This window comes from Streptomyces sp. NPDC020780 (genome assembly GCF_044334475.1).
GTDB lineage: Bacteria > Actinomycetota > Actinomycetes > Streptomycetales > Streptomycetaceae > Streptomyces.
Window position 1 is genome coordinate 374,010 of sequence record NZ_JBIRTB010000003.1, and the last position, 23,237, is coordinate 397,246.

20 protein-coding genes are annotated in these 23,237 nt (G+C 72.6%); 9 read left to right on the plus strand and 11 right to left on the minus strand.

Features of this window, described 5'->3' with window-relative positions; genetic code table 11:
• Positions 1-169: 169 nt before the first annotated feature.
• The 5 genes from ACH4VO_RS07895 to ACH4VO_RS07915 all read right to left on the minus strand — a co-directional run bounded on the left by ACH4VO_RS07895 (position 170) and on the right by ACH4VO_RS07915 (position 6,465).
• Positions 170-577: a hypothetical protein gene (locus ACH4VO_RS07895; RefSeq protein WP_360984758.1), complete on the minus strand. Its 408-nt coding sequence runs from the start codon at positions 575-577 to the stop codon at positions 170-172.
• A 343-nt stretch (positions 578-920) separates the two neighbouring features.
• Positions 921-3,335, minus strand: a complete 2,415-nt coding sequence (locus tag ACH4VO_RS07900) for a glycoside hydrolase family 3 N-terminal domain-containing protein (protein ID WP_360984755.1) — start codon at positions 3,333-3,335, stop codon at positions 921-923.
• A gap of 52 nt (positions 3,336-3,387) precedes the next feature.
• Positions 3,388-4,284, minus strand: coding sequence for a carbohydrate ABC transporter permease (locus ACH4VO_RS07905; RefSeq protein ID WP_360984752.1), 897 nt, complete (start codon positions 4,282-4,284; stop codon positions 3,388-3,390).
• Between the two features lie 4 nt (positions 4,285-4,288).
• Positions 4,289-5,218 carry a sugar ABC transporter permease gene (locus ACH4VO_RS07910; protein WP_360984749.1) on the minus strand — a complete coding sequence of 310 codons (930 nt, stop codon included), beginning with the start codon at positions 5,216-5,218 and terminating at the stop codon, positions 4,289-4,291.
• A gap of 2 nt (positions 5,219-5,220) precedes the next feature.
• Complete coding sequence (locus tag ACH4VO_RS07915) at positions 5,221-6,465, minus strand: extracellular solute-binding protein (protein WP_360985069.1); 1,245 nt, start codon at positions 6,463-6,465, stop codon at positions 5,221-5,223.
• Between the two features lie 212 nt (positions 6,466-6,677).
• Between ACH4VO_RS07915 and ACH4VO_RS07920 the strand changes: the two genes are divergently transcribed.
• The 5 genes from ACH4VO_RS07920 to ACH4VO_RS07940 all read left to right on the plus strand — a co-directional run bounded on the left by ACH4VO_RS07920 (position 6,678) and on the right by ACH4VO_RS07940 (position 12,133).
• Complete coding sequence (locus ACH4VO_RS07920) at positions 6,678-7,736, plus strand: LacI family DNA-binding transcriptional regulator (RefSeq protein ID WP_360984746.1); 1,059 nt, start codon at positions 6,678-6,680, stop codon at positions 7,734-7,736.
• 511 nt (positions 7,737-8,247) lie between these two features.
• Positions 8,248-9,333, plus strand: a complete 1,086-nt coding sequence (locus tag ACH4VO_RS07925; RefSeq protein WP_360984743.1) for an exo-alpha-sialidase — start codon at positions 8,248-8,250, stop codon at positions 9,331-9,333.
• A gap of 56 nt (positions 9,334-9,389) precedes the next feature.
• Complete coding sequence (locus tag ACH4VO_RS07930; RefSeq protein WP_360984740.1) at positions 9,390-10,067, plus strand: uracil-DNA glycosylase; 678 nt, start codon at positions 9,390-9,392, stop codon at positions 10,065-10,067.
• A complete protein-coding gene (locus tag ACH4VO_RS07935) occupies positions 10,052-11,068 on the plus strand; it encodes an N-acetylglucosamine kinase (RefSeq protein WP_398440904.1) in 1,017 nt (338 codons plus the stop codon). Before ACH4VO_RS07930 ends, ACH4VO_RS07935 begins: the two co-directional genes overlap by 16 nt.
• A 138-nt stretch (positions 11,069-11,206) precedes the next feature.
• Positions 11,207-12,133 carry a hypothetical protein gene (locus ACH4VO_RS07940; protein ID WP_360984734.1) on the plus strand — a complete coding sequence of 309 codons (927 nt, stop codon included), beginning with the start codon at positions 11,207-11,209 and terminating at the stop codon, positions 12,131-12,133.
• A 332-nt stretch (positions 12,134-12,465) separates the two neighbouring features.
• Here the strand turns inward: ACH4VO_RS07940 and ACH4VO_RS07945 are convergent, their stop codons facing one another.
• The 3 genes from ACH4VO_RS07945 to nadE form a co-directional block, all read right to left on the minus strand.
• Positions 12,466-13,545, minus strand: a complete 1,080-nt coding sequence (locus ACH4VO_RS07945; protein ID WP_360984731.1) for a lactonase family protein — start codon at positions 13,543-13,545, stop codon at positions 12,466-12,468.
• A 116-nt stretch (positions 13,546-13,661) separates the two neighbouring features.
• A complete protein-coding gene (locus ACH4VO_RS07950) occupies positions 13,662-15,203 on the minus strand; it encodes an FUSC family protein (protein WP_360984728.1) in 1,542 nt (513 codons plus the stop codon).
• Positions 15,204-15,565: 362 nt separating this feature from the next.
• Complete coding sequence (gene nadE, locus ACH4VO_RS07955; protein WP_360984725.1) at positions 15,566-16,408, minus strand: ammonia-dependent NAD(+) synthetase; 843 nt, start codon at positions 16,406-16,408, stop codon at positions 15,566-15,568.
• A 160-nt stretch (positions 16,409-16,568) separates the two neighbouring features.
• Here nadE and ACH4VO_RS07960 point away from each other — a divergent pair, with 160 nt between their 5' ends.
• The 3 genes from ACH4VO_RS07960 to ACH4VO_RS07970 all read left to right on the plus strand — a co-directional run bounded on the left by ACH4VO_RS07960 (position 16,569) and on the right by ACH4VO_RS07970 (position 19,208).
• Entirely contained in the window at positions 16,569-17,051 is a 483-nt protein-coding gene (locus tag ACH4VO_RS07960; protein ID WP_360984721.1) for an Lrp/AsnC family transcriptional regulator, read from the plus strand.
• A gap of 24 nt (positions 17,052-17,075) precedes the next feature.
• Positions 17,076-17,765, plus strand: a complete 690-nt coding sequence (locus ACH4VO_RS07965; protein WP_360984718.1) for an HAD family phosphatase — start codon at positions 17,076-17,078, stop codon at positions 17,763-17,765.
• A 249-nt stretch (positions 17,766-18,014) separates the two neighbouring features.
• Positions 18,015-19,208, plus strand: a complete 1,194-nt coding sequence (locus ACH4VO_RS07970) for a serine/threonine-protein kinase (protein ID WP_360985066.1) — start codon at positions 18,015-18,017, stop codon at positions 19,206-19,208.
• Positions 19,209-19,219: 11 nt separating this feature from the next.
• Here ACH4VO_RS07970 and ACH4VO_RS07975 read toward each other — a convergent pair whose 3' ends face one another.
• A complete protein-coding gene (locus ACH4VO_RS07975) occupies positions 19,220-20,212 on the minus strand; it encodes an aldo/keto reductase (RefSeq protein WP_360984715.1) in 993 nt (330 codons plus the stop codon).
• 288 nt (positions 20,213-20,500) lie between these two features.
• Here ACH4VO_RS07975 and ACH4VO_RS07980 point away from each other — a divergent pair, with 288 nt between their 5' ends.
• Positions 20,501-21,055, plus strand: a complete 555-nt coding sequence (locus tag ACH4VO_RS07980) for a DNA polymerase ligase N-terminal domain-containing protein (protein WP_360984711.1) — start codon at positions 20,501-20,503, stop codon at positions 21,053-21,055.
• A gap of 179 nt (positions 21,056-21,234) precedes the next feature.
• Here the strand turns inward: ACH4VO_RS07980 and ACH4VO_RS07985 are convergent, their stop codons facing one another.
• Both ACH4VO_RS07985 and ACH4VO_RS07990 read right to left on the minus strand, forming a co-directional pair.
• Complete coding sequence (locus ACH4VO_RS07985) at positions 21,235-21,945, minus strand: class F sortase (RefSeq protein ID WP_360984708.1); 711 nt, start codon at positions 21,943-21,945, stop codon at positions 21,235-21,237.
• A 144-nt stretch (positions 21,946-22,089) separates the two neighbouring features.
• A complete protein-coding gene (locus ACH4VO_RS07990) occupies positions 22,090-22,710 on the minus strand; it encodes a hypothetical protein (RefSeq protein ID WP_398440898.1) in 621 nt (206 codons plus the stop codon).
• Positions 22,711-23,237: the final 527 nt, after the last annotated feature.

Sequence of the window (23,237 nt, forward strand, 5' to 3'; positions counted from 1 at the left end):
CCTCGGGGTGCGACGGCGGGCAGGGTGGGTCGTCCGGACACGCCGGACCACCACGTCGTACGAGATTCACCGTACTACGAGATTCACCGTACTACGAGAATTACCGTACTACGGCGACTCTCGAATTACGAAGTCTCTCGTACGAACCCGACGCGTCGGCCGCCCCGCCTCAGCCTCCCCCGGGGCGCCCCCGCCGGCGCAGACGGATCCCTGTGTCCCCCGCGTACAGCTGACTCCAGCTGCGCCCGCCGCCGGAGCTCCAGGTCACCTGGACGTTCGCCCCGTCCGTCCGGACGGCTTCCACCCTCATGAAGCGGTCCGCGTCCCGCACGTCGCCGCGTTCCAGGTCACGCGCCTGGACCATGACGGGCTCCGCCGTCCCGGCGCTCTCCGCCTCGGCGGCCGCCCGGAGGAGCGCGGCGGCCAGTTCCCTGGCCGCCGCCGGCGAGCAGGACCAGGCGGCACGGACCGACGGGCCCTCGGCCCGGATGCCGACCCCGGGCGCCCCCTCCGCCGGCGCGGGGACCACCTCCAGCGTCCCGCCGCGCCCCTCGGTGTCCTGGAATCCGATGCCCATCCCGCGCCTCCTCATGCCCCACTGTCCCGCTCCGGCCCGGCCGAGCCGGAGGCCCTCCGGCGGGCCCAGATGGCTGGGCCTGACGCCGCCGGTGTCCGCCACGGGGGTACTGCGGGGCCCCCGTGAGGTCGGCCCTCCAGAATTTCAGCACAGGGATCCCCGGGCGGCCGACGCGGTGCACCGTGGCGGTCCGGCTCAGGTCGCAGGGGCACATCGCGGGAGCCCTCCGGCGTACGACAGGGCGGACGCGGCGGCCTTCGAAACTTTCGGCAACCTCCCCGCACTCACAACGGGGTCCGGAGCGGGGCGGGCAGGGGCCGATCCGCCTCCTGCCTGCCGTCCGCTACGCCGGCCGTTCCCCCTCGGCGGGCGCCGGCTCCAGGGAGACCGCGCAGACCATGTGGCGCCGGTGGTCCACGGCCCGCTCGGGTCCGGTGAGCCGAAGCCGCACCGTGTGCCGGACGTCTGCGGGGGCGCTGGAGGACGCGAAGCGCAGTTCCAGCTCCCCCGGCTCGACGATCCGGTGTCCGCCGACCCCGGTGAACGACACCAGGTCGGCGTGGAACCGGAAGCGCACCCGGCGGGCCTCCCCCGCGGCGAGCGGCACGCGTGCGTAGCCGATGAGCCGTGACTCCGGGCGCGTGGTCTGGGCGACGGGGTCGTGGACGTAGAGCTGGACCACCTCGGCGCCGTCCCGGTCGCCGGTGTTGCGGACCGTCAGTTCCAGGTCGGTGGCGCCGTCCGTGGGCAGCTCCGCAGGAACTTCCGGGCCCGGCTCCCAGGTGAAGGAGGTGTACGAGAGCCCGTGGCCGAAGGGGTGGAGCGGCGTGGGGTCGAGGCTGCTGACCCCGTTGACCAGGCCCAGCGGCGGCTGCAGGTAGGTCCACGGCTGCCCGCCCGGACCGTCGGGGACGCCGATGGGCAGCCGCCCCGAGGGGTTGACCCGCCCCGAGAGGACCCCCGCCAGCGCGGAGCCGCCCTCCTCCCCCGGGAAGAACGCCTGCACACAGCCGGCCAGCCGGTCCGCCCGGCCGCCGAGTGCGTACGTACGTCCCGTCAGCAGCACCAGGACGACGGGGGTGCCCGTCGCGAGCAGCGCGTCGAGCAGCCCGGCCTGGAGACCGGGCAGGGCCAGGTCCGCCGCGTCGCAGCCCTCGCCGGAGGTGCCGCGGCCGAACAGCCCGGCCCGGTCGCCGAGTACGGCGACACAGACGTCGGCTCCGGACGCGAGCGCGGCGGCGGCCTCGATTCCGGAGGCGTCCGGGCCGTCGACGTCGCAGCCCTGCGCGTAGTCGACGCGGGCGCCCGGGAACTCCTCGCGGAGCGCCTCCAGCAGGGTCGGCACGGCGATGCCCATCGGGGACCCGGGGTGCTGGACGCCGACGTGGCTCGGGAAGGAGTAGCAGCCGAGCATCGCCAGCGGGTCGTCGGCGCGCGGTCCGACGACCGCGATCCGGCCGGTGCCCCTCAGCGGCAGCGCCCCCTCCGGATTGGCCAGCAGGACGCAGGACCGCTCGGCGAGCAGCCGGGCCAGAGCACGGTTCCGGGGCGGGTCGAGGTCCACGGCTCCCCGCGCCTCCTCCGGATCCACGCCCTCCAGGACGGCCGGACGGACGGTGAGGTCCGGGTCGAGCAGGCCGAGTTCGCACTTCTGGAGCAGGACGCGGTACAGGGCGCGGTCCACCAGCTCCTCGGGGACGGTTCCCTCGCGTACGGCGGCGACCAGCGCGTCACCGTAGCTGCGCACGGTGGGCAGTTCCACGTCGACACCGGCCGTGAGGGCCAGCCGGGCCGCGTCCGGCCGGTCGGACGCGATCCTGTGCAGGGTCTCCAGGAAGCCGATGCCGAAGTAGTCGGCGACCACCGTTCCGGTGAATCCCCAGGTGTCCCTGAGGAGTCCGGTGAGCAGGGCCGGGTCGGCGGCCACCGGGACCCCGTCGATCTCGGCGTACGAGTGCATCACCGAACGGGCGCCGCCCTCGCGGACCGCCATCTCGAACGGCGGCAGGATGACGTCGGCCATCTCCCGGCCGCCGGCCCTGACCGGGGCGAGGTTGCGCGCGCCGGCCGAGGCGGAGTACCCGGCGAAGTGCTTGAGCGTGGCGACGATTCCGGAGGACTCCAGGCCCCGGACGTACGCCGTGGCGATGGTCGCGACCAGGTAGGGGTCCTCGCCGATGGTCTCCTCGACGCGGCCCCAGCGCAGGTCGCGTACGACGTCCAGGACGGGGGCGAGCCCCTGGTGGACGCCGACCGACCGCATGTCCTCGCCGATCCGCCGCGCCATCTCGGCGACCAGCTCCGGGTCCCAGGCCGCGCCCCAGGCGAGCGGGACGGGGTAGGCGGTGGCCCCCCAGGCGGTGAATCCGGCCAGGCACTCCTCGTGGGCGACCGCGGGGATGCCGAACCGCCCCGCCGCGACGATCCTGGCCTGGGCCCTGGCCAGCGCGACGGCGCCGACGCCCGGGTCCACCGGGGCGGTGCCGAACGGCCGGGTGAGCTGGCCGAGTCCGCGGGTGGTGAGCTCCTCGAAGTCGACCGGGTCGACCATGTCGTTCTGGTGCGGTGCGACTCCGTCACCGTCGGCGTCGGCGCCCACCCAGATGCCGTACAGCTGGGCGGCCTTCTCCTCGAGGGTCATCCGGGCGGCCAGGTCGGCCACGCGTGCCCCGGGACTCAGCGAAGGGTCGCGCCACGGACCGTCGACGGCGGGCACCGGTCCGGCTTCACGGGCGTGCGGGGCAGGGGGGATTGCCATGGCGGCAGGGGTTCCTCTCATGAGTGCGGTGGTCCGGGGCGGCAGGGGTGTCCTATTTGCCGCCCACCCCCATCAGTCCGTCGACGAGCGCCCGCCGGGCCACGAGGTACACGGCGAAGACGGGTACGACGGAGAGGACGATCGCCGCGAGGACCGCGGGGATGTTCACTCCGAACTGGGTCATGAAGGTGAACAGCCCCAGTGTCAGGACGCGGTTCTCCTCCGACTGCGTGAGGATCAGGGGGAACAGGAAGCCGTTCCAGGCCTGAAGGGCGGAGAAGATCGCCACGGTGCTGATGCCGCCTTTGGAGAGCGGGACCGCCAGCTGCCAGAGCATCCGCCCGGGCGAGGCGCCGTCCAGCGCCATCGCCTCGTACATCTCCTCGGAGACGTCGCGCATGGTGCCGCTGAGCACCAGGACGGCGACGGGCATCGCGAAGGCGGCGGTGGGCAGGATGACCGCCCACAGGCTGTCGTAGAGCCCCATCTTGCCGATGAGCAGGTACAGGGGAACGATCACCGCCTGCGCCGGGATGGCCACACCGAGCAGGAAGGTCCGGAAGGCGAGCGACGAGAGGCGGCTGCGGGTGCGGACGGCCACGTACGCCACCGGGACGGACAGGGCGAGGACGAGGACGACCGTGGCCACCGCGACGATCGCGGTGTTGCCGAGCAGCGGGAGGAATCCGCTGTCCAGCACGGTGGTGTAGTTGTCGAGCGTCGGGTCCGTCGGGAACGCCAGCGGATCGCCGTTCAGCGCTTCGTCCTGGTGCATCAGGGACGAGGAGAGCAGCGTGTAGAGCGGTACGAGGACGACGACGAGCCAGATCAGCGAGCCGATGCCGGCCACCGGGTTGCCCGTCCTGCGCCGGGGGCGGGGCACGCTCCTCATGCGCCGCGGAACGGACGAGGTACGCCGCGGTGCGGCGGGGCGGGTGTCGATGGACATCTCGTCACATACCTTCCCGGGTGGACCGCATGGATCCGAAGCCGCTGAAGCGGACCAGGAGCAGCGACAGACCGGTGGCCACGATGACGAGTGCGGTCGCGATGGCCGCCGCGTAGCCGAGGTCGTAGGTCTGGAAGCCGGTCCGGTACATCAGGTAGGGCAGGATCGTGGTGTCCGTGCCGGGACCGCCCTTGGTCATGATGAGCACGGTGTCGAAGTAGGTCAGCGAGCCGACGATCATCAGCACCGACGAGGTCGTCATGGTGTGGCGGAGCTGGGGCAGCGTGATGTGGAAGAACTGCCGGACCATGCCCGCGCCGTCGATGGACGCCGCCTGGTAGAGGACTTCGGGGATCTGCCGGGCGCCGCCCTGGTAGATCAGCGTGTGGAAGGGCATGAACTGCCAGCCGCCCACGAACGCCACGACGAGCAGGGCTCCGGTGGAGGAGCCCATGATGTTCGGGTCGACGCCGATCCAGGGGCCGATTTCCTCGATGACACCGAAGTTGGGGTCCAGCAGGGCGTGGAAGAGCATGGCGATCGCGGTGGTGGACAGCAGCAGCGGGACGAAGAAGACCGCCGACAGCACGGCCCGGCTCCGCTGACGGCCCGCCGCCCAGACGCCCAGCAGGAGGGCGACCGGGGTCTGGAAGGCCCAGCTGATCGTCGTGAGCAGGAGGGTCAGCCAGGCGGCCTGGCCGAATTCGGAGTCCTCGAACAGCCGGGTCCAGTTGTCGAGACCCGTCAGGGCCGGGGAGTCGAGCCCGTCCCAGGTGGTGAAGGAGAGGTAGACGGCGATCGCCAGGGGGACGATCGCGAAGAGGGCGAAGAACAGGATGCCGGGCACGGCCCAGCCGACCGGCGGGCGGCCGACGTTGCCGACGGCCGCCTTCCTGTCTCCGCGGCGCTCGGCATGCGGAGTCTGGACTGACATGGCTACTTGGCGGCCTTCATCGCTGCGACGAACTGCTCGGGCGTGCTCCTGCCCGCGAACAGCTTGCTGATCTCGGTGAGCAGGGGGGTGGCGTACCGGGACTCCAGCGCCTGGTCCCACGAGAGGGTGAAGTCCGGGGCCTTCTGGACCATCTCGTACTGGTCGTGCGCGAAGGCGGGGTTGGGCGAGGCACTCAGCATCGAGGCGGCGTCGGAGGTGGTGGGGATGTCACCGTTGTCGACGAGCGCCTTGGAGTAACTCTCGGACGCCATCGCCTTCAGGAACGCGACGGCGGCGTCCTTGTGCTTCGTGCGGGCGTTGACGGACCAGTAGTTGGTGGGGTTGCCCACCACGTTCGCCGGGTCGCCGACGCCGCCGGCCACAGTCGGGAAGGCGGTCCAGCCGAGGTCCTTCCTGGCGAACTCGGGGGCCTTGCCCAGTTGGGTGGAGTACTCCCACGAGCCCATGAGGTGCATCGCGGCCTTGCCCTTGTTCAGCAGGGTCGGGGCTCCGCCGTTGCCGTAGTCGACCGAGTGGAAGTTCTTGCCGAAGGCGCCGTCGTCGATCAGCTTCTTGACCGTCCGGGCCGTCGTGAGCACCGCGGGGTCGCCCCAGCCGTCGGTGTCACCATTCTGGATCTTCCGGAAGACCTCGGGTCCGCCGATGCGGTCCAGCAGGTACTCCATCCACATCAGCTCGGGCCACTTGTCGGCGCCGCCGAGCGCGAAGGGGGTGATACCCGCGTCCTTGAAGGTGGTGACGGCCTTCTGCAGGTCCTCCCAGGTCTTGGGGGGCTCGATCTTGTGCTCGGCGAAAAGGGCCTTGTTGTAGAAGAGCATCACGGGCTGCATGCCGCGCATCGGCACCCCGTAGATCTTTCCGTCGAGGCCGCCCGCGGTCATGACCGACGGCAGGAAGCCGTCCTTGAGGGTCGGGTCGTCCTTGACCGTCGAGGTCAGGTCCACGAGGTCGTCGGAGTCGACGTACGGCTTGATGGAGCCGCCGCCCCAGTTGAAGAAGATGTCCGGGGCACTGGGCGATCCCATGGCGCTGCGCAGCTTGTTCACGTAGTCGGTGCCGGGGACCGACACCAGCTTCACCTTGACGTCGGACGTCTTGTTGAACGTGTCCACCGCGGCCTGCTGCACCGTGACCGCGTCGTCGCCGTAGACGTAAGCGGTGAGGGTGCCGTCGTCCGATCCACCGGCCCCGGAGCCGCAGCCCGCCAGGAGCGCGGCCATGGCCATCGCGGCGCCCGCCGCGGCACCTCTCGTCGTACGTGTGCCCTGCCTGAAAATACCCGACCGCATGACCGCACCTCTATCGAATGTTTCGGTTTTCCCCTCGAATGTTGCCGGAACCGTACGGTCGTGTTGCGGGGCCGTCAAGAGGGCAGGAGCAAGGATTTACGATCCTTCGCACGCACCTGTGTGAGGCGGCGGGAAGCTACGATTCACGCATGAGCCCTGCAAAGGTCCAGCCCCAACCGGAGAAGGTGTCCGTCGGCGAGACGTCGGAGAGCACTGCCACGCTGGCAGAGATCGCTCGAGCGGCCGGAGTTTCGGCTCCGACAGTTTCGAAGGTGCTGAACGGGCGTGCCGACGTCGCCCCGGGCACGCGTGCGAAGGTGGAGGAGCTGCTGCTGCGGCACGGCTACCGCCGCAGGCGCGGTGCCTCCCAGCAGTCCCAGCTGATCGACCTGGTCTTCCACGAGTTGGACAGCGCCTGGGCGATGGAGGTCGTCCGGGGTGTCGAGAACGTCGCCCGGGAGGAGGGCCTCAGCCTGGTGCTCTCGGAGAGTGCCGGCCGGCTCACGCCGGGGCAGACCTGGGTGGACGGCGTCCTGGCGCGCCGCCCCGCCGGGGTCATCCTGGTGCTGTCGGACCTCGACGCGGCCCAGCGCGCCCAGTTGAACAGCCGTTCCATCCCGTTCGTCGTGGTCGATCCGGCGGGTGACCCGGGCGACGACATCCCCTCGGTCGGAGCGGCCAACTGGCAGGGCGGCCTGGCCGCCACCCGCCATCTGACAGGTCTGGGCCACCGGCGGATCGGCATCATCGGCGGACCCGCGCGGATGATGTGCAGCCGCGCCCGGCTCGACGGCTACCGCGCCGCCCTGGAGACCTCGGGCGTGCCGATGGACCCCGAGCTCGTCCGGGAGGGCGAGTTCCACCACGAGGACGGGTACACGGCGGGTCTGGAGCTGCTGCGCCTGCCTCAGCCGCCCACCGCGATCTTCGCGGGGAACGACCTCCAGGCGCTGGGCGTGTACGAGGCCGCGCGTGAGCTGGGGCTGCGGATCCCGGAGGACCTCAGCGTCGTCGGGTTCGACGACCTGCCACTGACCCGCTGGATCGGTCCGCCGCTCACGACGGTGCGCCAGCCGCTCATCGAGATGGCGGAGACGGCCGCGCGCCTGGTCCTCGACCTCGGCAGGGGGCGGCAGCCCGCGACGACCCGGGTCGACCTGGCGACGAGCCTCGTGGTCCGCAGCAGCACGGCACCCCCGGCGCGCTGAACGCTCCGTGCGGTCCGGCGTGCGCGGGGCCGCGCGGTGGACGGCACTCGGTGGAGCGCTCGCGGGCTCCGCGCGGGCGCGGGCTCCGCGCGGGCGCGGGCTCCGACGACGCGCCGGTGGAGGCGACGGCGGGAGGGTCCGGCAACGGCGCCTCGCCGGCTCCGACGAACGCTCCGCGTGGGCGCACGGACGCTGACGGCACGCCAGTAGGGGGGACAGCGCTGACGCCTGACCGGGTGTTCGGTGACCGGTGACCGGTGACGGTCGTACACCCGGCCGGCGGGCAGAGGGCGGCTCGCCGGCCGGCGGCCTGCCGGGTGCGGTCGGCCCCCGGAGCGGCGGCCCCCGCCGTCGCGCACGGCGCGAAGCCGCTGCGCGTTCACCGCCGACGCGCCATGACCTCAGCCTCCGCCGCCGTGACCTGGGCGTATGCCGTAGCTGCGGACCCTTGTCAGTGGTCGGGTGCAGACTGACCCGTATCCGGCACAACGGCGTTTCGGGAGGCTGTGTCATGACCGACGTACTGCTCACCGTAGGCACCCGCAAAGGGCTCTTCATCGGCCGTAGACGCGGCGGCACATGGGAGTTCGGTGAGCCGCACTTCAACGCGCAGGCGATCTACTCGATCGCGATCGACACCCGCGGACCGTCACCCCGGTTGCTGGCCGGCGGCGACAGCGCCCACTGGGGCCCGTCGGTCTTCCACTCCGACGACCTGGGCGCGACCTGGGTCGAGCCGGAACGACCGGCCGTGAAGTTCCCGCAGTTCACCGAGACTTCCCTGGAGCGTGTCTGGCAGCTGCAGCCCGCCGGGCCCGAAGCCCCGGGGGTCGTGTACGCGGGCACCGAACCCGCCGCGCTCTTCCGCTCCGAGGACGGCGGTGAGTCCTTCGAGCTGGTCCGGTCCCTGTGGGAGCACCCGACGAGGTCCCGGTGGGTGCCCGGCGGGGGCGGCGAGGGCCTGCACACCATTCTGACCGACCCACGCGACGCGGGGGCGGTGACGGTCGCGGTCTCCACGGCGGGGGTGTTCCGCACCAAGGACGGCGGCGAGCGGTGGACACCCGCCAACAAGGGGGTCTCGGCGGTGTTCCTGCCCGACCCGGATCCGGAGTTCGGCCAGTGTGTGCACAAGGTGACCCGGGACGCCGCCGACCCCGACCGGCTCTACCTGCAGAACCACTGGGGCGTCTTCCGCAGCGACGACTCCGGGGACAGCTGGACCGACATCGGCGCGGGCCTGCCCTCCGACTTCGGCTTCGCGGCCGCGGCCCACCCGCACCGCGCGGACACGTTCTACGTCTTCCCGATCAACGCCGACGCGGACAGGGTCCCGGCCGGCCGCCGCTGCAGGATCTTCCGCACACAGGACGCCGGAGAGACCTGGGAACCGCTCACCCGCGGCCTCCCGGAGGGCGACCACTACGGCACGGTGCTGCGGGACGCGCTGTGCACGGACGACGCCGACCCGGCCGGCGTCTACTTCGGCAATCGCAACGGCGAGGTGTACGCGAGCGCGGACGACGGCGACACCTGGCAGCAGCTCGCCTCGCATCTGCCCGACGTCCTGTGCGTGCGGGCGGTGGTGCTCCGCTGACCGGCAGGTGACCGGTGTGGTCGTCACACCGGTGGAGCACCAGTAGAGTGCGCCCCGTGGCAGCACGACCGTTGAAAGAAATCGTCGAGCCGGGGTGGGCGCAAGCCCTTGAGCCCGTGGCCGAACGCGTCGCCGGCATGGGCGAGTTCCTGCGCACGGAGATCGCCGCGGGGCGCACCTACCTGCCCGCGGGGCCGAACGTCCTCCGGGCGTTCCAGCAGCCGTTCGAGGAGGTGCGCGTCCTGATCGTCGGGCAGGACCCCTACCCGACTCCGGGGCACGCGATCGGCCTGAGCTTCGCGGTGGCACCCGAGGTCCGCCCACTGCCGGGAAGCCTGGAGAACATCTTCCGGGAGCTCCAGGCGGATCTGGGAGTCCCCAGGCCCTCCAACGGCGATCTGACACCCTGGACCCGGCAGGGGGTACTCCTGCTCAACAGGGCCCTGACCACGGCGCCCAGGCGACCGGCGGCGCACCGGGGCAAGGGCTGGGAGGAGGTCACCGAGCAGGCCATCAAGGCGCTGGTGGCCCGTGGCACTCCGCTGGTGTCGATCCTGTGGGGGCGCGACGCCCGCAATCTGCGCCCGGTCCTCGGCGACTACCCGGCGATCGAGTCCTCGCACCCCTCCCCCATGTCCGCGGACCGCGGCTTCTTCGGCTCGCGGCCGTTCAGCCGGACCAACGAACTTCTGGAGCGCCAGGGGGCGCAGCCGGTCGACTGGCAGTTGCCGTGACCCCGGCGGGTCCGTTCGTCCTCGGGGTCGACTCGGGCGGATCCGGACTACGGGTGGCACTCGGCACGGTGGAGACCGGGCATCCGGTGTCCACCGCCGCCTGTGCCGAGCCGGTACGGACGGGACCGGGCGGCATCGATGCGGATCACCTGCTGGGTCAACTCCTGCCCGTGACACGGAAACTGATGGATCGAGCCGGTCCGGGTGCGACGGTCGCCGCCGCGGTGGTGGGAGCCGCCGGAATGGCGACGCTCGGAGATCAGCTGCGCGCGCGGCTGCCCGGCGCGCTCGCCGAGGCTCTGGGTGTACGCCGGGTGGCCCTGGCGGCCGACGCGGTGACCGCGTACGCGGGTGCGCTGGGGCAGCGGCCGGGGGCGGTCGTCGCGGCCGGCACCGGCATGATCGCGCTCGGCACCGACCTCACCGTGTGGCGCAGGGCCGACGGCTGGGGTCATCTGCTGGGGGACAGCGGGGGCGGAGCCTGGATCGGCCGCGCCGGACTGGAGGCGGCGATGCGCGCCCACGACGGCCGGAGCGGCGGGTCCCCGGCGCTGCTGGCCCGCCTCGAAGCGGTGTTCGGATCGGCGTCCGGCCTTCCCGGCCTGCTCTACCCGCGTACCGACCGGCCCGCGCTGCTCGCCTCCTTCGCTCCCGAGGTCGCGGCGTGCGCCGCGGTCGACGACGTGGCCGCCGGGATCCTCCGCAAGGCCGCCGCGCATATCGCCGAAGCGGCCGCGGCGGCGTGCCCCGGAGCCGGGGACCTCGGTGCCACCGGAAGCGGGGTGTGCGAAGTCGCGCTGACCGGCGGGCTGTTCCGGATGGGCGAGCCGCTCCTGGGGCCGGTGCGCGACGAGTTGGCGCACCAGGTTCCGCAGGCACGGGTGGTGCCCGCGGCGGGCGATCCGCTGCACGGCTCACTGGACATCGCCCGGGCCCTCGCCGGCTCGGCGCTACGGCTGCCGGCCCATCCGACCCTGCTCCGTGTACCCGGGGTAGCATAAGGGTCTCGATCGGCTATGCGTCCGGACAGAGCAGGGCAGTTGCCCGGTATGCCGCCCAACAGGCATAAACGGACAGATAACGCCTGACCGCCCCCTCCCCGAAACGGGCTGCGGGCAAAGCCAGTAGCATGCGACGCCATGAGCACCCCCACTGGGCCCGCTTCCGGCCTGCCTGTACGAATGCCGCGACCTCGCCAGTCCGGACGGCACCGCCGCCCGGAGCCCGTGGTCGCACCCGAGGGCGCTGCCGCGCTCGTCCTCGCCGTTCCCGGTACCCCCTCCTCGGCCACGCGCGGCCTCGCCGAGGAAGTCATCAGCATCGCCCGCTCCGAGCTGCCCGGTCTGAACGCCCGCATCGGTTTCCTCGACGGTGACGACGCCGAGTATCCCGCGCTCGCCTCCGTACTCGCCGACGCCGCCGCCGAGCGCACCGCGCGCTACGAGCAGGCCGTCGCCGCGGGCCGTGAGGTCGCCGAGCCCGAAGGCCCGTCCGCCGTCGTCGTTCCTCTGCTGGCGGGGCCGGACAGCGCCCTGCTCCGGCGCATACGGCAGGCGGTCATGGACAGCGGCACGCAGGCCGAGCTGACCGATGTGCTCGGACCGCACCCGCTGCTCGCCGAGGCGCTGCACGTGCGCCTCTCGGAGGCCGGGCTGGCGCGCGCCGACCGCGCCAGGCTGTTCACCGTGGCGACCGCGGCCGACGGCATCGTGCTCGCCACGGTCGGCGGCGAGGAGGCCGTGCGGGCCGCCGGTATCACCGGCATGCTGCTGGCCGCCCGCCTCGCCGTCCCGGTGATGGCCGCCGCCCTGGACGTGGACGGCTCGGTGGCCTCGATCGCCGAGCAGCTGCGGGGCTCCGGTTCCGCGCAGCTCGCGCTCGCACCGTATCTGGTGGGCCCGGAGATCGACGCCGAGCTGCTGGAAGACGCGGCGAAGGAGGTCGGCTGCGCGACCGCCGAGCCGCTCGGCGCGTACCCGGCCATCGGCAAGCTCGTGCTCTCGTTGTACGCGACGACGCTCGGCATCACGCCGGCGACGCCGCAGGGAGCGGTCCACGCGCACTGATCGGCGTCCGCCCGCACCCGCGAGGCGGCACGGACCGGCACTCCGGTCCGTGCCGCCTCGCGCGTCTCCGGGGCGGGCCGGCTCGTACGGCGCGGCAATGCCCCGCGGGCCGCGGCCCGCCTGCGGGGAGGGTGCCCGGTGCAGGCGTCAGGGGTAGCAGGGACATCAGTGGTGTCAGGCGGCGGACGTCCTGGGCATCGGGTCCCTCGGGCGGAAGGCGCAGACTCTCGCGTCAGGCGCTCAGCGGGTCACGCGCCGGCCCTGAGGTCTCGGGCCTCAGGGCCTCAGGGCCTCAGGGCCTCAGGGCCTCAGGGCCTCAGGGCCTCAGGGCCTCAGGCGAAGACGACGCAGGAAGCCGCCGGGACGTCCAGAGATCCCGCATGCGCCGGAATCCCGGTCTCGGCGTCGAGGGCGAACCAGCTGACGTTGCCGGAGTGCTCGTTGGCGACGTACAGCCACTGCCCGCCGGGGTCGAGGGTGAGGTCCCGGGGCCAGTGCCCGCCGCAGCCCACGGCCGCGGCCAGGACCGGCTTCTCGGCCGTCTCGTCGAGCGTGAGGACGGAGATGCTGTCGTGGCCGCGGTTGGCGGTCCACAGGAACCGTCCGTCGTGCGACACGACCACTTCGGAGGGGTACGTGCGCGTTCCACCCACCCTGCCCGCGTCCGCCACGTCGTAGGGCAGCACCGACACCTCACCGACCGGGTCGAGCCGCCCTCCGGCACCGTCCCAGCGGCACACGGTCAGGGTCGGTTCGAGTTCGTTCAGGACGTAGACGTGTCCCCCGGACGGGTGAAATGCCAGGTGGCGTGGCCCCGTGCCGGGACGCAGAGCCGTCTCGGTGTGCAGCCGCAGCCGCCCTGTGCCGGGGTCGAGGGCGCAGACGCGGACGGAGTCCGTGCCGAGGTCGACACTGACCAGCCACCGGCCCGAGGGGTCGGCAAGCACCTGGTGTGCGTGCGGCCCGTCCTGGCGGTCCGCGTCCGGTCCGCCCCCCTCGTGCCGCAGTACGGAGGCGGCGGGCCCGAGGGAACCGTCGGCCCTCACGGGCAGGACGGTGACGCTGCCGGAGCCGTAGTTGGCGGTGACGAGGTGACCCGCGGCAAGACAGAGGTGCGTGGGGCTGCTGCCGTCCACGGGTCGCGCGGCGCCGAGAAGCCGGGGAGCGTCGTCGCCCCTCACGTCGAGCGCTGCCGCGCCGCCGTCGGGCTGCTCGCTGACCGCGTACAGCACCGCGCTACCCGTTCCGGGGGCGTGGCCCGCCACGAGGAAGGACGGGTCCGCGACGGCGTCCGTGCTCGCGAGCACGGTGAGCGCTCCGGTGTCCCGGTCGACGGCGACGGCGGTGACCCCGAGCCCGCCCGCCGAGGTGAACGACCCTATGTATGCCCGCCCGGCGTTACTGCCGTCCATCGCGCTACCCCTCTTCACGTCCGTCGCGATCTCCCCTTCCGACCGTAGCAGGCAGCGATTTCTGGTACGGACCAATGCCGCGAGTGGGCAGGAAGGCAGGAGGGGAAGCCGGGCGGTCAGGCACCGATCAGCGGGGCGCGCGGACAGCTGTGCAGGGGGGCGGCGAGTTCCGCGAGCGCCCTTTCGAGGCTGTGCAGGTGAGCGAGCGCGGGCTGTACGAGCCCGTGTTCCGGAACCGGAACGGGGGCGGACGGCAGCAAGCCGGCGGCGGAGGCCGGCGCACCGGCGCGGTGCGGTCCGCGCTCCGCCGCGGTCAGCGCTTCCACCGAAGCCTCGACACGCCAGCAGGCCGCGGCGAGACGGGCGTCGTGGGACGCCTCGGGGTCCGCCGCGACGGACGCCAGACCGCGGATCTCGTGGGCGCAGACGTCGAGCAGATCGAGCACCTGCCGGGCCCGTGCCTTACGGGCGCGCAGCGGGCTCAGGGGATGCACCAGCGGGCCGAGCGACAGCCGTACCCGGCCGAGGAGCGCCTCCAGTTCGGCGACACGGGGGGCGGGGTCGGCGGTCGCGGAACCCGCCAGCCGGGCGGCGGCCTCCTCGGTGCAGGCGTGTACACAGCGCAGGGCACGCTGGATCCACGCGTCCGTGGTGGCATGCGTGGTGACCGGCAGGACGAGGAGTACCGCCACCATCGCGCCGAGCGCTCCGACCCCGGTCTCCACCAGGCGCAGCGTGAGCAACGCCGGGTCCAGCACGCCGAGCAGCCCGTAGAGCGCACCCGCCATCACCGTCACCGAGAACATCATCCACGTGTACGAGACGGCCGCCGAGTAGAAGATCCCGAAGACGCCGACCGCCACCAGGACGGCGGTGGGTACGGCGGCCCCGTGCAGGGGTACGACGACGAGCAGGCCGACCGGGATGCCGATCAGTGTCCCGAGCACCCGGCGGAAGCCGCGCACGAGCGTCTCGCCGCGCGATGTCGTGTTCACGAACACCCACCAGGTGGCGCCCACGGCCCAGTACCAGCGTTCGTCGGAGAGGACCTGGCCCACCAGGAGCGCGAGGGCCCCGCCCACGGTCGCCTGGACCGCCTGGCGCGTGGTGGCCCGGGTCAGGCCCCGGCCCGCCACCGGATACGGCACGGCGGCCGTGGGCCGCCGCCGCTCGTAGCACCACAGGCCGAAGCGGACGGCCGACGAGGCGAGCAGGGAGAGCAGCACGGCCGCGTACAGCTCGGGGAGCTGGCCGGGAAGGGTGTGCAGGAACTGCGTGACGAAGAAGGCCATGAACGCGAACACGCCGAGCGCATGCCCGCGGGGCCCCCATCGCCGGGCGTAGACGCCGGCCCCCATGACCGCGAGAAAGGCCAGGTCGCGCGCCACCGGCAGGTCGTGCAGCACGGCCGCGAGGGCGAGCACGGGGAGTCCGGCGGCGGGGAGCAGAGCCGTGGTGACCGCCTGCCCGCGCACCGTGGTGTCGGTGACCGTGAAGAGGGCCAGCAGCGCCGCGATGCCCCCGGTCACGGCTCCGACGAGTGAGTGGCCGGCCAGACCGCACACGACGACGGCCAGCCCGATGCCGAGGACGGCTCGGACACCGCCGCGCAGGCGCAGTCGGCCCGGGTCCGGAGCCACGAACACCCTCTTCAGCACAGCTTCCCGCCCCTTCGCATGAAAAAGGGCGCCACGGAATCCGCAGCGCCATCGACGGGACCATCACACCACGGTTTCGACCGGTGGCTCAACACGCGACCGAAGCACTGTGCCATCGGCACACTGATGCCCGGTATTCCCGCACCACGGGTCGGCCAATGGCCGAGCGTGCGGCCGACGTCGGCCGCGGGCGTGCTGTCAGCCGCTACGGCCGGGAGGCCCGAACGCGGGTGAGCCGGCCACGGGGCCAGGGGACGGGTCAGCTCCGCCGGCGTCCACCGAGAGGGTCCTGGGCCGGATCAGCTCCCGTCACCGGCCCGGCCCGGACCGGGTCCGGGCCCCGACCACACGGCCGCGCCGGATCAGCTCCGCCACCAGTCGTCGAGCGGGCTGACCGGGACGGCCCGCTTGTGCCGGGTCGCGCGGTGGACCGACTCCACCCGCGCCGCCAGGTCCGGCGCGACGTCGGTGCCTTCCAGGTAGTCGTCGATCTCGGCGTACGTCAGGCCCAGCGCGACCTCGTCGGGCAGCGCGGGCCGGTCATCCTCGAGGTCGGCGGTCGGCACCTTCTCCCAGGTACTGGCCGGCGCACCCAGCTCCCGCAGCAGAGCCGCGCCCTGCCCCTTGGTCAGTCCGGTCAGCGGGGTCACGTCGGCACCGCCGTCGCCGTACTTCGTGAAGAAGCCGGTGACCGCCTCGGCCGCGTGGTCGGTGCCCACGACGAGCAGGCCGAGCTGCCCGGCGATCGAGTACTGGATCACCATGCGCTCGCGGGCCTTGATGTTGCCGCGTACGAAGTCCCGCAGTGTGGGTTCGCTGCCCAGCAGCTCCCGCAGGCCGAGGGCCGACTCCGCGGCGACGGCGTCCGAGCTCGGCTTGACGTTCACCTCGATCGACCGGTCCGGCCGGATGAAATCGAGCGCGATCTGCGCGTCGTGCTCGTCGGCCTGCACGCCGTACGGCAGCCGCACGGCGACGAAGGTGGCCTCGTGCCCCTCGGCCCGTAGTTCCTCACCCGCGAGCTGGCACAGTCGGCCGGCCAGCGTGCTGTCCTGGCCGCCGCTGATCCCGAGCACGAAGCCCGTGGCGGGGGTCGACCGCAGGTAGTCCTTGAGAAAGTCGACCCGTTCCCGGATCTCCACCTTGGGGACGATGGTCGCCTTGACGCCGAGTTCGGCGAGGATCTGCTCCCGTAGGTTCACCATCCGCCCACTGTACTGACGGGCAGCACCCGGGGGCGGACGCGGGTACCCGGCCGGGACCGGGGCCGGGGCCGCGTCGGCGGGACGGCGGCGGGCACGGCGGGCCGGACCGCTGGGTACAGTCGGGCGTCGGATCACCGAGCCAGGAGGAGAGCAGCCGGACATGGCGGTGGACGCCCTCGACACCCGCATCCTGCGCCTGCTCATCGAGCAGCCGCGCACCAGCGTGCGCGAGTACGCGCGCATCCTGGGCGTGGCCCGCGGCACCCTGCAGGCCCGTCTGGACCGACTCGAACGGGACCGGGTGATCACCGGCACCGGACCCTCCCTCTCCCCCGCCGCGCTCGGCCATCCGGTGCTCGCCTTCGTGCACCTGGAGGTGACCCAGGGGCACCTGGACGAGGTCGGCGAGGCCCTCGCGGGCGTCCCCGAGATCATCGAGGCGTTCTCCACCACCGGCGGGGGCGATCTGCTGACGCGGGTCGTGGCCCGGGACAACGGCCACCTGGAGGACGTGATCCAGCAGCTGATCCAGCTCCCTGGTGTGGTGCGGACGCGGACCGAGGTGGCCCTGCGCGAGCGGGTCGCGCACCGCGTCCTGCCGCTGGTCGAAGCGGTGGGGCGGACGGCGCGCGAACCGGGCTGACCGGCGTCCGGCATGCTGCTGACCATGAATGGTCCTCATGCTTCGGCCCCGTGCGTCCTCTTCGACCTCGACGCGACCCTCGTCGACAGCGAGCCGAACTACTACGAGGCGGGGCGCAGGCTCCTCGCCCGCTACGGCGTGGAGGACTTCAGCTGGGAGAACCACTCCCGTTTCATCGGGGTCGGCACGCGCGAGACGCTCACCGTCCTGCGCGCGGAGTACGGGATCGAGGCGTCGGTCGACGAGCTCCTGGCCGCCAAGAACGCCCTCTACCTGGAGCTCGCCGGAGCCTGCACCGAGGTCTTCCCCGAGATGCGCGTGCTCGTGGAGCGTCTTCACGGCGCCGGGGTCGCGATGGCGGTGGCGTCGGGTTCGTCGCGGGCCGCGATCGAGGCCACGCTCGCGGTCACCGGGCTGGACGCCTACGTCCCGGTGTACGTGTCCGCCGAGGAGGTGGCCCGCGGCAAGCCCGCGCCCGACGTGTTCCTGGAGGCCGCCCGGCGGCTCGGCGCGGAACCTTCCGCCTGTGTGGTGGTCGAGGACGCCGCACCGGGTGTGGAAGCGGCGCACGCGGCGGGCATGCGCTGTATCGCGGTCCCCTACCTCCGGTCCACCGCGGACGAGGCGGTGTTCAGGTCCGCGGAACTCCTCTTCCGGGGCGGGCAGGCCGAGTTCGAGGCGACCGCCGTACTCGACTGGCTCACGGCCGGCTGATTCCGGCCGCGGCACGGGCCTCCGGCCCGGAGAATGGCCGGAACCTGAAGGACGGCGGCCGACCGGGCGAGGAATGGTCCCCGGGCCGGATATCCTGATCATGCCGCGTGCCCCACGCACCGAACCGAGCCCACGAGGCCGACCGGGTGACCACCGCGGCAGTCGGAGCGGGCCACAGTTCGAGATTGGTGTGCACAGGTGCTGGTAGCTGGACGGTACCGGTTGATATCCCCCATCGGCCGTGGCGGTATGGGCGAGGTGTGGCGCGCCACGGACGAAGTGCTGGGCCGGGCCGTGGCCGTGAAGCTGCTGCTGGGCGATCACGCCGACGCCTCGTCGACCGCGCGGTTCCGCCTGGAGGCGCAGACCGCCGCGCGGCTCAGCCATCCTCACCTGGTCGCCGTGTTCGACTTCGGCTCCTGGGAGGACCGCTTCTTCCTGGTGATGGAGCTGGTCGAGGGCAGGAGCCTCGGGGACCTGCTGGAGGCCGAGGACCGGATCCGGCCGGAACAGGTGGCCCGGATCGCCGGGGAGGCCGCGGCCGGTCTGGCCGCAGCACACCGGCAGGGCATCGTCCACCGTGACATCAAGCCGGGCAACCTGATGCTGGACGCCGAAGGGTCCGTGAAGATCGGGGACTTCGGCATAGCCCAGTTCGTGGACGATCCCTCGACGGCGCTGACCACAGCCGGCCACATCGTCGGCACCAGTCTGTACCTGGCTCCGGAGCGGGCCCTCGGGCGTACCGCCGACTCGGCGTCGGACATGTACTCCCTGGGCTGTGTCATCTACCAACTGCTCGTGGGGGATCCGCCGTTCCGCTCGGACACGGCGACGGCGACGCTCTACCAGCACGTGGACACTCCCCCGGTGCCCGTCAGGCAGCGGGGGGTCGACATCTCCCCCGCCTTCGATTCGTATCTGCTGGGACTGCTGGCCAAGCAGCCCGAGGACCGGCCGAGTGCGCAGCAGGTCTCCGACTGGTTCCGTACGGACGCCTGGCGCGGTCGCCCCGAGCCGCTGCCGCACCACGTCCCCGCCGCTCCGCCCCTCGCGGCTCCCCCGGCGGCGGCTGTCGCACCGCCCGCTCAGGCCGCCCCGACGTACCGGCTGCCCCAGGCCACCGGCCGAAGACGGGCGGCTCCCGCCCCCCGGGCTGCCCGGTCGGCGACCACGACCCGGATGAGCACCGGCGAGGCCATCCGCCGCCGCCCCCGTGTGGCGAGCGCCGTCGCGGGGACGATCGCCTTCGTGGCAGCCGTCTATCTGGGGACTGTCCTGTTCTCACCGGACTCCGGTGCGGCGGACACCCCGGATCCCGCCGTCTCCCCGACCGCGGGATCCGAAGCGCCGGCGCCCGGCGCCCCGGCCGGCCCCACCGGGGAAAGCCCCCGGCAGGGCGGCGAGGGGAACAACTCCGGGGACGAGGACGGCGAGGACTGAGCCCGCCGGACTCACCAGCGGGAGTGGACCTCCGCGCGGATCCGGCGGTCGTACAGCTCACGCACCGCGTCCAGGGTGCTCTGCGGCAGGGGTGGGAGCGAGGCAGCCGCCGCGTTGGCGCGGGCCTGCTCCGGTGAACGCGCACCGGGGATGACGCTCGTGACGCCCGGCTGCTGGATGATCCAGCGCAAGGCGGTCTGTGCGGGTGTGGCGCCCTCGGGCGCGAACGCGGCGAACTCCCCCGCCGCCGCCAAGCCGGTCGCGTAGTCGATGCCGGAGAAGGTCTCGCCCTGGTCGAACGCCTCGCCGTGGCGGTTGTACGTGCGGTGGTCCTCGGGAGCGAAGACCGTGTCCGCCGTGTACTTCCCCGACAGCAGCCCGGAGGCGAGCGGCACCCGCGCGATGATGCCGACGCCGGCCTCCACGGCGGCCGGGAGCACCTCGTCGAGCGGCTTGAGGCGGAACGGGTTGAGGATGATCTGGACGCTGGCCACCCCGGGCCTCGCGATGGCCTTCAGCGCCTCCGCGCACGTCTCGACACTCACCGCGTAGGCGGCGGTCCGCTGCTCGGCGACGAGCGTGTCGAGGGCGTCGTAGACCGCGTCCGAGGAGTAGACGCTCGTGGGCGGGCAGTGCAGCTGTACGAGATCCAGCGTGTCGACGCCGAGGTTGGCACGGGAACGGTCGTTCCACTTACGGAAGTTGTCGAGTACGAAGTTCTCCGGGACCTGGTCGGCGCGCCGGCCCATCTTCGTGGCCACGAAGACGTCCGCGTCCGGGCGGTCCTTGAGGTAGCGGCCGATGAGCTGTTCGCTGCGCCCGTCGCCGTAGACGTCCGCGGTGTCGAAGAAGGTGACCCCCGACTCGACGGCGGCGTCCAGGACGGCGAAGGCGTCGGCCTCCGCCACCTCTCCCCAGTCCCCGCCGAGCTGCCAGGTGCCCTGTCCTACGACCGATACGTCACGGCCGGTCCTGCCGAGTGTGCGCTGCTCCATGCGGATCATGCTACGTCCGCGGGGGGACTTGCTGACGGTCGCCGGGGACCCCACGCACCGCGGACGGACCTTCGGCGCCGCCTCCTGCAGCGGTACACGGACTGACCGGCGGTCGTGCGCGCCCCGTGGCGTGCGGCGCGGCCGGGGCCGTGGGGTGCGGGCTGTGCCGGTGCGCCGTGCGGTACGGGGCCGGCGGCGGCACAGTGGAGGTAACGGACTGTGCGGGACCCGCGCGGCCCCGAGGAGCGGGCGCGGGGCACGCACCGTCCGACCGCTTCCCGTCGGAAGGACACGGTCGTGGACACCGAAGGCACACGGCGTTTCGTGGTGCAGATCCATGACGCCCGACGCATGCATTTCGACTTCCGGCTCGAGGTCGACGGCGTACTCAGGTCGTGGGCCGTTCCGCGCGGGCCGTCGGACAACCCCCGGGACAAACGGCTGGCCGTCCCGACGGAGGACCATCCGCTGGAGTACGGCACGTTCGAGGGCGTCATCCCGCAGGAGGAACAGGGCAGCGGCACCGTCATCGTCTGGGACCAGGGCACGTACGAGTCGCTCAGCCACGACCCCTCCGGTACGCCCGTCCCGCTCAGCGAGGCGCTGGAGCGCGGGCACGCCACCTTCCGGCTCGCCGGGACCAAGCTGCACGGCGAGTTCGCCCTCACCCGCTTCCACGTGGGCGAGGAGGGCGGCACCGAGGGCCCGGAGGCGTGGCTGCTGATCAAGGCGAACGACCGGCAGGCCGTCCACGACCGGCCGGGCACGCCCGATCCGTACCACGCCCGCTCGGCCCGCACCGGCCGGACCCTGCACCAGGTCGCCGCCGCGGAGCGGGCGAGCGCCCGCTGAGCGCTCAGGGCGCGGCCCCGCCCGCCGTCGCACGCGGTGAGCCGCTCCCGTAACCGGGCCCGAGGACCGGCCCGCGATGCCCGGCGGCGCGACGGCACTCCGCCGGGCGCGCCGCCGTTGCGGTGAAGGGGGCCCGGCGCCGCCCGTACGGATCCGAGGGGAGCGGACGCCGGGGGGTGTCAGGACTTCTTGGCGGAGTTCAGGTGGGCGAACACCACGACGTTGTCCTTGTAGTCCTTCGCCTTCTTGTCGTACTCACCGCCGCAGGTGATCAGTCGCAGCTGGGCGGTGCCGTTGTCGGCGTACACACGGTCGTTGGGGAAGTCGGTCTTGCTGAACGTCTCGACCGAGTCCACCGTGAAGGTGGCTACGACGCCGTCCTTCCGGGTGATGTCCACCGTGCTGCCCGCTTTCAAGGTCCTGAGCAGCAGGAACACGGCCGGACCCGTCTTCGTGTCGACGTGACCGGCCACCACCGAGGTGCCGCGCTCACCCGGGGTGGCCCCGTCCTCGAACCAGCCGACCAGATTGCTGTCGTCCGCGGGCGGCGCGTCCAGCTGTCCGGTCGGGCCGATGGCCAGCGGTGTGAAGGGCGCGTCGACCGCGATCTCCTGGATCGAGATGCGTGCGGGTTCCGACCTGGGCAGCCCGGAGACCGCAGCGGAGGCGGAGGCGGAGGCGGAGGCGGAGGCGGAGGCGGAGGGAACGGGCGCCGGGGTGGCAGGAGCTGTGACGGCCGGGGCGGGGGCGGCGGGCGGGACTCCCGCGGAGGCGTCGAAGGAGTTGTAGACGAGGAGGAAGCCCAGCCCCACCGCCACAACGGGCCACAGCAGGGAACGGCCGAGGGCAGGGGAGGCGGAATCCGGTTCGGACGGCTGCTGGGCGGCCATACGGGTGCTGCCTTTCGCATACGTGGTACGAGGGGAAGGGCGGGGTCAGCGTGGGTGCTGCCCGGCCGGAGGAGGAAATCGGCGCGGCCACCGCCCGGGAAAGGACGGCGGCCACGACAGCGTTCTCAGCGGTGCGGGGGTCTGTCAGACCGCCGCGGCACCCGAGGCGTTGCGACGGCGCAGCCGGTACGCGGCGGCACCGATGCCACCGAGCATCAGGACCGAACCGGCGGCCAGGCTGCTGCCGGACAGAGCCATGGCTCCACCGCCGGTGTGCATGCCGCCCTGGGGCTTCTCGTGCTTCCAGGTCTCCGACTTCTCGCGGCCGTCACTGCCGGCCTCGGAGCCCTCTTCCTTGTCCTTCTGCCAGTCGTCGGCCGAGACGCCGGCCAGCGCACCGCCACCGGCGTGCATGCCGCCCTCGGGCTTGTCGTGCTTCCAGGTCTCCGACTTCTCGCGGCCTTCGTCGCTACCGGCCTCGGAACCCTTCTCCTTCTCCTTCTCCTCCCCCTTGTCCATCTCCTTGTCCTTCTGCCAGTCGTCGGCCGAGACGCCGGCCAGCGCACCGCCACCGGTGTGCATACCGCCCTCGGGCTTGTCGTGCTTCCACGAGTCCGGCTTCTCACGGCCGTCGTCGCTGCTGGAGGAGGAGCCGCTGTCCTTGTCCCAGCCATCGGCCGCGGTCACGGCGTACGAGGCGGGGACGGAGACCGCGAGGACCGCCGTGACGGCGGCCGATGCGAACAGGGTGCGGGCAGAGCGCATGGATACACAGTCCTTTCGCCATCCCCGCTCAGGCCGGCCGGTTGCCGGCCCATCGGATCGCGGGGGTGACGTGATCCACCGTCAGCCGAAATCCGGAGGCGCACCACTCGGGAACCCCGCATTCGAGCGACGGAGTGGGCTCAACGTGTGACGGGGAGCCAGATGTCACCCGTTGGAGGGCACGCCACGCCGGTAGGGGGTTTGGGTCACAAATGATCACCGGTGTAGGGGACCGCGGCGGGCCGGGGCGGCAGTCCGGGGCGCCTCGGTCCTGGTCTCTTCCGGTGCACTGCCTACCGCCTGTCCTGGACGGCCGGCGTCTCGACGTCCGTCACGCCGGGAGGCCCGGGGGGACCGGCCGGGTGGGGTGGCGGGCCGTCGGTGACGGCCGGCCGGTGGCGTCGGCGTCCCTGGACTAGGGTGAAGCGGAGCGCTCCATGGGGGACTTCGGCCGCCCGGCAGCTCCCGTGGACACCTCGGCGTTCTTCACTGGGGGCCCCGACGGGTCCACCGGTGCCGCCCGGGCC

What these genes read in the sequence shown, in the direction of transcription:
- ACH4VO_RS07970 (WP_360985066.1), top strand. Translation starts at nt 18,015, where the DNA reads ATGGGCGAGGTGTGGCGCGCCACGGACGAAGTGCTGGGCCGGGCCGTG.
- ACH4VO_RS07925 (WP_360984743.1), top strand. Translation starts at nt 8,248, where the DNA reads ATGACCGACGTACTGCTCACCGTAGGCACCCGCAAAGGGCTCTTCATC.
- ACH4VO_RS07985 (WP_360984708.1), bottom strand. Translation starts at nt 21,945, where the DNA reads ATGGCCGCCCAGCAGCCGTCCGAACCGGATTCCGCCTCCCCTGCCCTC.
- ACH4VO_RS07910 (WP_360984749.1), bottom strand. Translation starts at nt 5,218, where the DNA reads ATGTCAGTCCAGACTCCGCATGCCGAGCGCCGCGGAGACAGGAAGGCG.
- ACH4VO_RS07975 (WP_360984715.1), bottom strand. Translation starts at nt 20,212, where the DNA reads ATGATCCGCATGGAGCAGCGCACACTCGGCAGGACCGGCCGTGACGTA.
- ACH4VO_RS07895 (WP_360984758.1), bottom strand. Translation starts at nt 577, where the DNA reads ATGGGCATCGGATTCCAGGACACCGAGGGGCGCGGCGGGACGCTGGAG.
- ACH4VO_RS07900 (WP_360984755.1), bottom strand. Translation starts at nt 3,335, where the DNA reads ATGGCAATCCCCCCTGCCCCGCACGCCCGTGAAGCCGGACCGGTGCCC.
- ACH4VO_RS07920 (WP_360984746.1), top strand. Translation starts at nt 6,678, where the DNA reads ATGAGCCCTGCAAAGGTCCAGCCCCAACCGGAGAAGGTGTCCGTCGGC.
- ACH4VO_RS07915 (WP_360985069.1), bottom strand. Translation starts at nt 6,465, where the DNA reads ATGGCCATGGCCGCGCTCCTGGCGGGCTGCGGCTCCGGGGCCGGTGGA.
- nadE (WP_360984725.1), bottom strand. Translation starts at nt 16,408, where the DNA reads ATGGTGAACCTACGGGAGCAGATCCTCGCCGAACTCGGCGTCAAGGCG.
- ACH4VO_RS07940 (WP_360984734.1), top strand. Translation starts at nt 11,207, where the DNA reads ATGAGCACCCCCACTGGGCCCGCTTCCGGCCTGCCTGTACGAATGCCG.
- ACH4VO_RS07945 (WP_360984731.1), bottom strand. Translation starts at nt 13,545, where the DNA reads ATGGACGGCAGTAACGCCGGGCGGGCATACATAGGGTCGTTCACCTCG.
- ACH4VO_RS07965 (WP_360984718.1), top strand. Translation starts at nt 17,076, where the DNA reads ATGAATGGTCCTCATGCTTCGGCCCCGTGCGTCCTCTTCGACCTCGAC.
- ACH4VO_RS07905 (WP_360984752.1), bottom strand. Translation starts at nt 4,284, where the DNA reads ATGTCCATCGACACCCGCCCCGCCGCACCGCGGCGTACCTCGTCCGTT.
- ACH4VO_RS07990 (WP_398440898.1), bottom strand. Translation starts at nt 22,710, where the DNA reads ATGCGCTCTGCCCGCACCCTGTTCGCATCGGCCGCCGTCACGGCGGTC.
- ACH4VO_RS07960 (WP_360984721.1), top strand. Translation starts at nt 16,569, where the DNA reads ATGGCGGTGGACGCCCTCGACACCCGCATCCTGCGCCTGCTCATCGAG.